This window comes from Streptomyces sp. NPDC059989, assembly GCF_042736975.1.
In the GTDB taxonomy this organism is placed as follows: Bacteria; Actinomycetota; Actinomycetes; order Streptomycetales; family Streptomycetaceae; genus Streptomyces.
In genome coordinates this window covers 39,190-47,973 of the sequence record NZ_JBHWUO010000053.1, presented here as the reverse complement: position 1 = coordinate 47,973, position 8,784 = coordinate 39,190, and the positions used below count along the sequence as shown (strand labels likewise).

Here is an 8,784-nt window from a genome sequence, read left to right as displayed (position 1 = left end):
GGGCAATCCAGCCGCACCAAGCAGGCGGCAGGAGCCAAATCCAGCCCCGCCGGCGTTTGAGGCGCGGGGTCTGGGGCGGAGCCCCAGGAGGCCCCGCGCAGCGGCCGGACCCCGCTACAGCGGCGGCGGCTCCGGCCGTTCCTGGGGGCCCCGCCCCGACAGGACCTCGCCATAGGCCTGCATCAGGTCCGCCAGCCGCAGCGTGGCCAGGTCGTCCCGCGAGGGTTCCCCGGCGAACCCCGACAGCCGAAGATCCCGGTACGCGCAGCTCTTCTCGTACAGCGTCCGCAGGAACCGCCCGTTCCCCAGCTCGTCGATCCACCCCTGCTCCACCACGTGCCCGCTGATGCTCCGCAGCTCCTCCAGCGCCTCCTCGTCCCACCGGTCCCCGTTCGCGTCCGCCAGCACCCCGCCGATCGCGGTCAGCTCCAGCGGCCGGTAGCTGGGGAAGTCCACCCGCGTGGTGAACCGGGAGGACAGCCCCGGATTGGCCGCCAGCAGCCGGTCCATCCCGGCCGAATACCCGGCCAGGATCACCACCAGGTGGTCCCGGTTGTCCTCGGCCCGTTTCAGGAGCACCTGGAGCGCCTCGTCGCCGTACGCGTCGCCCTTGCTGTAGCCCGAGTTCGACAGCGAGTACGCCTCGTCCACGAACAGCACCCCGCCGATCGCCGAATCGATCAGCTCGTTCGCCTTCACCGCGGTCTGGCCGAGGAACTCGCCCACCAGGTCCGCCCGCTGGGCCTCCACCAGATGGTCCCCGCCCAGCAGCCCCAGCGCGTAGAAGACCCGTCCCAGGATCCGCGCCACCGTCGTCTTGCCCGTTCCCGAGGGCCCCGAGAAGACGAAGTGGCGTTTCGGCGGCTGCACCGGCAGTCCCTGACCCGCCCTCAGCCGCGCCATGTGCAGCTGCGCGGACAGTGCCTTCACCTGCCGTTTGACGGGCTCCAGGCCCACCATCCGCTCCAGCTCCGCCAGCGCCTCGGCGAGCGCGTCGGGATCGGCCGGCCCCGCCGGCAGCCCCTCCGGCGCGCCCTGCGGCGGGACGGCCACCTTGCGGCGTGCCCCCTCGACCCGGCCGGAGGAGGGCGGCGGCGAGGTCAGCGGGTCGGACTCCGCCTGGCCGTCCGCCGCGATGTCCTGGACGGGCCCGCCGCCCAGCGCCAGCGCCGCGAAGTTCCCGCCGGCGGGGGACGGGCCGTGCCCGCCGTACGTGCCGTACCCGGAGTACCCCGCCATGCCCGCCATGTCGGCCATGCCGTCGGTGTCGTCCCCGTCCTCGATCGCCGTCAGCCGGGCCGCCGTGTCCATGAACGCGGGATCCACCCGGTGCACCGCCCGGTACAGCGGCAGCGCCGCCGCGCTGCGCCCGGTGCCCTCGTGCGCCCGCGCCAGCCAGTACCGCAGCTCCTTGCGCTGCGGCTGCTCGCTGCGGCAGCGCATCAGCGCCGCCGACAGCAGCGGCTCCGCCTGCCCGTACATCTCGAGGCGCACCCGGGCCATCCCGCCGAACAGGCCCGCCTCGATGCCCAGCAGCGGATCGTCCACCAGCGGCTCGGTGTGCCGGACCAGCTGCTCCCAGTCCTTGACCAGGTAGGCCCGGCAGGCGTGCAGGAACCGGACCTGCGGGTCGGTGTCCACCGGCGGCAGCGCGGCCAGCGCCTGGTCCAGCTCGGGCACGTGGCGGCCGTCCAGCCAGTGCGAGGCGTGCGCCAGCAGCAGGTCCCGCCGGCTCTCCAGCACCGGCTGCACCCACCAGCCCAGCCAGTACCAGGAGTTCAGCGTCCGCCGGTGCCGGGCCCGCTGTTCGCCGAAGCGGTCCCGGTGGGCGTACATGCGCAATAACGCGTTGGTGGTGTCGACCCGGAGCGCGTGCAGGCCCAGCCAGGCGTCGGCCATCGCGGGATCGAGTCGTACGGCGGCCCGGAACTCCTCCTCGGCCTGCGGATAGGCGCCCATGGTGCAGGCGTCGACTCCGCGGAGCCAGGCGAGCTCGGCCGGGGCGTGTGTGCTGCCCGGCGTGCCGAAATCCATCACGTCCCCCACAAGCCTGCCCCCGTGGTGCGCGGCAACCCCCGCTTCGAGCGCGCGAGTTGCCCGGTGCCCCCGGCCGGCGTCGCTGAAATCAGGGCTGCATCGTACCTGCGGTTTCGCACCTTACGTAGGGCGCGGCGGGCCCGGTTCGCGTGTGCGCCCCGGGCGCACGCGGTGACTCAGGGTGAAGGAACGGAGGCGATTCGCCTCGTGTGACGGGGGTGCGGAGGGGGTCCGCGGGCAGAACGAAGCCCCCGATCACGGGGGAACAATCGGGGGCTTCGTGTCCGCGGCGGCCGCTGAAGGCCGCGCATTGAGAACGTAAGGCCGCTGCGGGCCCCAGGTCAAGCGGGTCGGTGGAGGCCCGACGGAGCCGGATTTCCGCGGCCGCTCAGGCCCGGGGGAGTTCGTCACCCTCGGTGACGGAAGCGGGTGTTCCCGAGGCCGCATCCGCCCCGGAAGACCACTCGTATCCCGTACCGCTCTGGCGTACCAGCGTGTCGGCGAAGGGGCGCGAAGGGTCGTTCGAGAAGTGCGCGAGCTCCGCGCGCTCCCATCCGTCCCAGAAATCGGAAAGTTCACGCCCGTCCCGGTCGCGCCCGCGCCCCCAGGACTGCGCGCGCGGCGTCTCCATCCACAGCAGCCGCGCCAGATGCGGGCGCAGCGCCCGCCGGCCGGCCCCGACCCCCTCGACGAGCAGCACCGGCGCCGGCTCCAGCACCCGCGCAGGCCCGAAGCGGCGCTCCACCCAGTCGTACGGGGCCCAGTGCGCGGGCCGTCCCGCGGCCAGCGGCTCCAGCACCTGTGCGCGCAGCCGCCGCTCCCAGTCGAAGAGTTCCCCGTGGGTGGCCACGTCGTCCAGGTGCAGCACCGGGGCGTCCCCGAGCGCCTCCGCGAGCCGCCCGGCGAAGGTGCTCTTCCCGGATCCGGCGTGCCCGTCGATCCCGATCAGGCGAACGGGTCCGAGGGAGGGCGGCAGCGCCGCGAGCTCCCGCGCGAGTGACTCAAGTGACCGGTGTGGCTCCACGCGGCCCAGCCTAGGGGGTGCCCGGCGGGTCGGGATCCGATCCGCCCGGCATCCCCTGTACGTCCCCTGCGGCTGGACCGGTCGTCATGCCCGACACGGGCCCCCGGCTTCGGCCTCCGGCGGCCGGGAACTGGAAGGGTGAGGCCGGCAAGCACCGGCACCGACCCACCCCTGGGGGAAGCCCGCGATGACCGCACCCACTCCGCGCAGGGCCGTACTCGTCGCCGCACTCGCGGCCGCCACCGCGGCGACCGCCGCCTCCGTCTCCGGCGGCAGCGCCTCCGCGGCCGTCCCGCCCGCCCCCCGCGGCCCCGGCCGGACCGTCGACAACCGCTTCTGGTTCTCCCGCGACCACTGGCGGGCCGGCACCCACCAGGGCACCACCGCCGTGGGCGGCGCCCGCCCCGGCCTGGAGATCGGGACGGCGGCCGGCCGCACCGAGTACACCGACCCGCACACCGGGAAGAAGAGCACCTGGGAGTACGCCGCCTGGACCTCCCCGGTGCACCGCTCCACCGTGCCCGCCACCGAGGCCATCGCCTCCTGGAACGCCCGCACCCCCGCCGGCACCTGGATCCAGACCGAACTGCGCGGCACCTACACCGACGGCACCGCCACCCCCTGGTACGTCATGGGCCGCTGGGCCTCCGGCGAGGGCGACATCCGCCGCACCTCCGTGGACGGCCAGACCGACGGCCGGTCCACCGTCTGGACCGACACCCTGGCCGTCGACGCCCCCGCGAGCGGCCTGCGCCTCACCCACTGGCAGCTGCGCCTGACCCTCCACCGCAAGCCCGGCGCCGACCGCGGCCCCACCGTCTGGCTGGCCGGAGCGATGGCATCCGACGTCCCGGACCGGTTCACCGTGGCGGCCTCCGCCCCCTCAGGCCGGGGGCACGAGTTGAAGGTGCCGCGGTACTCGCAGGAGGTCCACGCCGGCCGCTATCCCGAGTACGACAACGGGGGCGAGGCCTGGTGCAGCCCCACCTCCTCGCAGATGATCATCGAGTTCTGGGGCGGCCGCGCCGGCTCCTCGTCCCTGACCTGGGTCAATCCGAAGTACTCCGACCCGCAGGTGTGCCACGCCGCCCGCTCCACCTACGACGCCGCCTACAAGGGCTGCGGCAACTGGCCCTTCAACGCCGCCTACGCCGCCACCTACCCCGGGCTCGCCGGAGTCGTCACCCGGCTCACCTCCCTCACCGACCTGGAGCTGCTGATCCGGGCCGGCATCCCGGCCATCACCTCGCAGTCCTTCCGCACCGAGGAGCTCACGGGCGCGGGCTACGGCACCGCGGGCCACCTGATGACCGTCATCGGCTTCACGGCCGCCGGGGACGTCATCGCCAACGACCCCCATTCGCCCGACAACCCGTCCGTCCGCCGGGTCTACAAGCGGCGCGAATTTGAGACCAACTGGCTGCGGACCAAGCGCCACAACGCGGCCGGCAAGGTCGTCTCGGGCACCGGAGGCATCTGCTACCTGTACGCCCCGGCCACCCCGGGAGCGGCCCGGATCGCGGCGCTGACGGCGGTCGGTGTGCTCTGAGAAAGCTCGGCTGGTTCGAACGGCTTAACCGGCGGAATATGGGCATAAAGGGCATATAAGGCTTCTCATAGGAGGCAGCCCGCCATGACCACTCATCCCAGCAGCATCGAGCACCACCCGGACCTTGCCGAGATGCGCACTCGGTTCGAGCGGGTGACCAGCACCCCTGCCGCGCAGGCCGTCGAGGCACTGGCCCTGATCACGGGCCTGTACCTGGCCGCTTCGCCATGGATCGCCGGGTTCAGCGTCCTGACCCCGCTGGCCATCAACAACCTGATCGCCGGCCTGGCGTTCTGCCTGTGCATGGGCGGTCTCGGGTCCGCCTACGAACGCACCCACGCGATGGCCTGGACGGCCGTCGCACTCGGCGCGTGGACGATCATCGCCCCGTGGGCCATCGCCGGAGAGATGGACACGACCCGCACGGTGGTCAGCAACGTGATCACCGGCGCGGTCGCCCTGTGCCTCGGCCTCGCCATGGCGGCGATGGCCGGCCGCCAGCGCGAAACCCGCGTCTGACGACGACAACGAACCCGGCCGCCGGGCCCCGACCGCTCCTCCCGCGACGGAGGGTGCGGTCGGGGCCCGGCGGCGTGACGCGCGCCACCAGTGACCATCGTCTCTACCGCGAAAGCCGCGAACGCTGGCACATTGGACGGCATGACAGCCAACAGCGCCGCCCTGACCACCCGCGCCCGGGACCTCGTCCGCACCGGGGGCCCCAAGGACTCCTCCTGGCTGGAGCACGTCCTCGGCTGGACCCTCGTGGTCGTCGTGGCCATGTTCGTCACCCAGGTCGGCTGGCTCTAGTCCCGGAGGCCGCAGCAGCGGCCTCCTCGGGCTCCACCCGCCAGTGCCGGTCCGGGATCCCCACCAGCCCGTACAGCCTGCGCACGGGTGAGCGCGCGGGGAGCAGCACCAGCCCGGCCGCCCCCGCGAACACGGCCAGGCCCGGCCACCACCCCAGCAGCCGTACGAGCGCACTCGCGCCCAGCGCCCCGCCGAGCGGCAGCGCGTACACCCCCGCCCCCGCGATCACCACCGCGAGCGCCCGGGGCACCTTGAGGTCCGCCGCCGCACCCGGCAGCCGCCAGCCCTCCACCAGCCAGCCGATCTCGGCCAGCAGCATCGTGCCGATCACGGCCGTGCCGAAGACCAGGAGGGCCAGGAAGGTCCCCGAGGTCGCGAAGTCCAGGCAGTGGTTGACCACGCTGTCCGCGGACCAGCCGGCGTAGGCCCGCGGATCGGCGCTCAGCAGCCGCCGGTACCCGCTGCCGTCCCACCCGTGGACCAGGGTGAAGAACAGCAGGAAGTACCCGGCGACCGCCTGCAGATACCCCCAGTACCCGGCTCCCACCAGCACGAACAGCCGCGCCGCCAGGAAACCGAGCAGCGCGCCCACCACCACCGAACCGGTGTGGAACAGCGCGAAGCCCGCCCAGACCCCGCCGTGGTCCCGCGCCACGTGCATCGTGGCCCAGGCGGGGTTCTGCCACAGCAGGTACATCCCGGTCGGGGCGAGCAGTAGGGCCGCGTACAGCACGGTCAGCGCCAGGTACGGATTGGCCGCGCGGCTCCTCGTACGACGTGCCCAAAAGGGAGGGGCCTCGCCCCGGACCGAGCGCTCCCACCACTGGAGCTGGCGCCCGGCCGCCACCGCGAAGGTCGCACCGATCCCGTAGGCCCACAGCGGCGCCGCCTGCACCGGGATCACGAGGCCTCCAGCCGCAGTCCGTCGGTGACGATCACATCGGAGGTGACGAGCGCCTGCTCGGCACGGACCTGGGTCATGAAGACGAACGGCGGGATCACCGGGGGAGCGGGCAGCCCGTCCGGACTGAAGGTGACGCACAGCAGCCCCTCGATGCAGCCGCTGAACCTCGTGAGGTACAAGGTGACATCGCCCCGCAGGTCGAGGGAGGTGGCGGCGAGCCCGTACTCGTCGGCGCCGTCGCGCGTGCGCAGCCGGTAGTCGCGCAGCGAGGCCGCGCGCATCTTCAGCACCAGCACCTTGAGCGGCCCGTCCACCGTCGGCACGTGCGTCACGCCCGCGAACGCGAAGCCCTGCGGCGCGAACAGCGAGGTGGTGACGGTCGGGGGAGTACGCGCGGCCATCGGCGGCCCCGCCGCGGGCGCGGCCTTCGCCTCCGGGGCGGCGGCGCGCGGGGCGGCGGCCCTCGCCTGCGGCGCGCCCGTCGCCAGCGCGGCCAGCAGCACCACGGGCAGCGCGGCGGCCAGCGTCCGCGGACCGCTGCCGTCCAGCCTCGGGATGTACGGTCCCTCCTCGCCCGCCTCCTCGTCCGGCAGCGGGGTCCAGCCGAAGGCCAGCGAACTCCCCGCGATGCCGAGCAGCATCCCGACCAGGAACCCGCCCAGGTTGGTCGCCACGAAGGACAGCACCGACAGCAGCAGCGCGTGCAGGGAGACGTACGCCCGGGCCTGCGGCAGGAACCACAGGAACAGCCCCGCCAGGATCAGCGCGACGCCGATCCCGATGGCCGCGATGCCGCCCAGACCCAGGCTGACCAGCACCGTCAGCGGGGAGAGCGGGACGAGCAGCAGCTCGGTCCCGCCCAGCACCAGCAGCAGCCCGCCCCAGAACGGCCGGGTCCGGCGCCAGGCGCGCAGCCGCCGCCGGTGCTCCGGAAGCGGGAGGCGCCGTTCCAGCCATCCCCGCCGGATGCCTAGAAGCACTTCTTGCCGTCCAGGCTGACGTTGAGCTTCATGCCCTTGAGCTTGAAGTTGCCGCCGGTCGCGGACCAGGCGTGGGACTTCACGCCCACCACCTCGATGTCCCCGGCCTGGAGGCCGAACTTACCCGGCTCGCCCTTGACCCCGCCGACCTCGTCCAGGGTCGAGGCGTCCCGGCCGATCTGCGCGGTGCCGAAGGTGGCGTCGCCGTCGAGGTCCTCGCCGTCGATCACCAGGTTGCTGGCCGTGACCTGCCCGGCCGGGCCGCCGGCCGTCAGTTTGAAGACCACGGTCCCGAGCGGGGTGCCCACCTCGGCGGCCTGGCAGATGTCCGAGAGCGTGGCCTCGCCGATGCCGAGCAGCGCGACGGGATGCCCCTTGCCGTCGACGGAGCGGTCCGTCTGCACGTAGGAGGCCAGTCCCTTGCTGGTCAGCTTTGAGGAGGAGACCTGGAAACTGGTCCCCGAGACGGCGAAGGAGGCGGCGAGCGCGCCCTGCGCCATGACCATGGCCATCGCCCCGACCGCGACGACCGCGGGCATCGCGACGACGGCCGTCTTCTTCCAGTGGACCCGCCCCTCGGCGGGCCGTCCCGTGCCCTTGCGCGTGCTGTCGCTGCTCATGGTCTTCCTCCCGTACGTCGTCCGGTGCGCAGGGGAAGTGCTGCCATACTTCAGGCATCTTGTGGCAGTTCGAGGCTAGGGCTGAATTTGAATAATAGTCAACAGCGCGGTACGACCGAGCGTTCGCAGGTCCGCAGGGCCGAACTCATAGCGACCGGACGCAAGTTGTTCGCCGACACCTCGTACGACGCCCTCTCCATGGACGACATCGCCAAGCACGCGGGCGTCGCCAAGGGGCTGATCTACTACTACTTCAAGAGCAAGCGCGGCTACTACCTCGCCATCGTCGAAGACTCCGTGTCCGAGCTCGTCGCCCGCGCCGGCGGGGAGACCGACCTCCCCAACGCCGAACGGGTCCGGCGCACCATCGACGGCTACCTCCACTACGCCGAGCACCACCACGCCGCCTACCGCACCATCGTCACCGGCGGTGTCGGATCCGACTCCGAGGTGCTCGCCATCCGCGACGCCGTCCGCGAGGAACTGGTCGCCACCATCGCCGAAGGCGCCTACGGCCGCCGCACCCTCCCGGCCGTCGCCCGGCTCGCCCTGGTCGGCTGGCTCTCCTCGGTCGAGGGGATCGCCCTGGAGTGGATCGGCGGCCTCGCCGCGGACCCCGCCGGCCAGCCCGGACGCGTCGAGCTGGGCGCCCTGCTCGTACGGCAGCTGCGCGCGACGCTCACGGTCATCGAGGAGTTCGTCCCGGAGTGTCCCGCTCCGCCCGCCCCCGAGGAGGTGGACCGCCCGCGAGATGATCTTGCCCCGGTGACGGGAAGCCCCTGATCGTGCATACTCGACCCGCCGCAGCCGCTGAACAGCCCTTTCGTGATCCGGAAGGGCAACATCGGTTGTAAGAGCAC

Annotated in this window: 9 protein-coding genes; 4 read left to right on the top strand and 5 right to left on the bottom strand. The window is 72.9% G+C overall.

Features of this window, described 5'->3' with window-relative positions:
* Positions 1-114: 114 nt before the first annotated feature.
* Positions 115-2,034, bottom strand: coding sequence for an AAA family ATPase (locus tag ACFWBN_RS32805; protein ID WP_385183055.1), 1,920 nt, complete (start codon positions 2,032-2,034; stop codon positions 115-117).
* A gap of 391 nt (positions 2,035-2,425) precedes the next feature.
* A complete protein-coding gene (locus tag ACFWBN_RS32800) occupies positions 2,426-3,061 on the bottom strand; it encodes a uridine kinase (protein ID WP_385183052.1) in 636 nt (211 codons plus the stop codon).
* A 187-nt stretch (positions 3,062-3,248) separates the two neighbouring features.
* Here ACFWBN_RS32800 and ACFWBN_RS32795 point away from each other — a divergent pair, with 187 nt between their 5' ends.
* The 3 genes from ACFWBN_RS32795 (at position 3,249) to ACFWBN_RS32785 (ending at position 5,420) form a co-directional block, all read left to right on the top strand.
* Entirely contained in the window at positions 3,249-4,610 is a 1,362-nt protein-coding gene (locus tag ACFWBN_RS32795; RefSeq protein ID WP_385183049.1) for a peptidase C39 family protein, read from the top strand.
* Between the two features lie 84 nt (positions 4,611-4,694).
* Positions 4,695-5,129, top strand: a complete 435-nt coding sequence (locus ACFWBN_RS32790; protein ID WP_385183047.1) for an SPW repeat protein — start codon at positions 4,695-4,697, stop codon at positions 5,127-5,129.
* A gap of 141 nt (positions 5,130-5,270) precedes the next feature.
* A complete protein-coding gene (locus ACFWBN_RS32785; RefSeq protein WP_385183044.1) occupies positions 5,271-5,420 on the top strand; it encodes an SCO1431 family membrane protein in 150 nt (49 codons plus the stop codon).
* Here ACFWBN_RS32785 and ACFWBN_RS32780 read toward each other — a convergent pair.
* The 3 genes from ACFWBN_RS32780 to ACFWBN_RS32770 are packed head-to-tail and all read right to left on the bottom strand — an operon-like array spanning position 5,398 to position 7,843.
* Positions 5,398-6,324, bottom strand: coding sequence for a hypothetical protein (locus ACFWBN_RS32780; protein ID WP_385183041.1), 927 nt, complete (start codon positions 6,322-6,324; stop codon positions 5,398-5,400). The two genes, ACFWBN_RS32785 and ACFWBN_RS32780, sit on opposite strands and share 23 nt — an antisense overlap.
* Entirely contained in the window at positions 6,321-7,304 is a 984-nt protein-coding gene (locus ACFWBN_RS32775; RefSeq protein ID WP_385183038.1) for a DUF6114 domain-containing protein, read from the bottom strand. Before ACFWBN_RS32775 ends, ACFWBN_RS32780 begins: the two co-directional genes overlap by 4 nt.
* Positions 7,295-7,843 carry a DUF6230 family protein gene (locus ACFWBN_RS32770; RefSeq protein ID WP_385183062.1) on the bottom strand — a complete coding sequence of 183 codons (549 nt, stop codon included), beginning with the start codon at positions 7,841-7,843 and terminating at the stop codon, positions 7,295-7,297. Before ACFWBN_RS32770 ends, ACFWBN_RS32775 begins: the two co-directional genes overlap by 10 nt.
* A 168-nt stretch (positions 7,844-8,011) precedes the next feature.
* Here ACFWBN_RS32770 and ACFWBN_RS32765 point away from each other — a divergent pair, with 168 nt between their 5' ends.
* Positions 8,012-8,707 (top strand): TetR/AcrR family transcriptional regulator, encoded by a 696-nt coding sequence (locus ACFWBN_RS32765; protein WP_385183035.1) that lies wholly within the window; start codon positions 8,012-8,014, stop codon positions 8,705-8,707.
* The last annotated feature ends 77 nt before the right edge of the window (positions 8,708-8,784 follow it).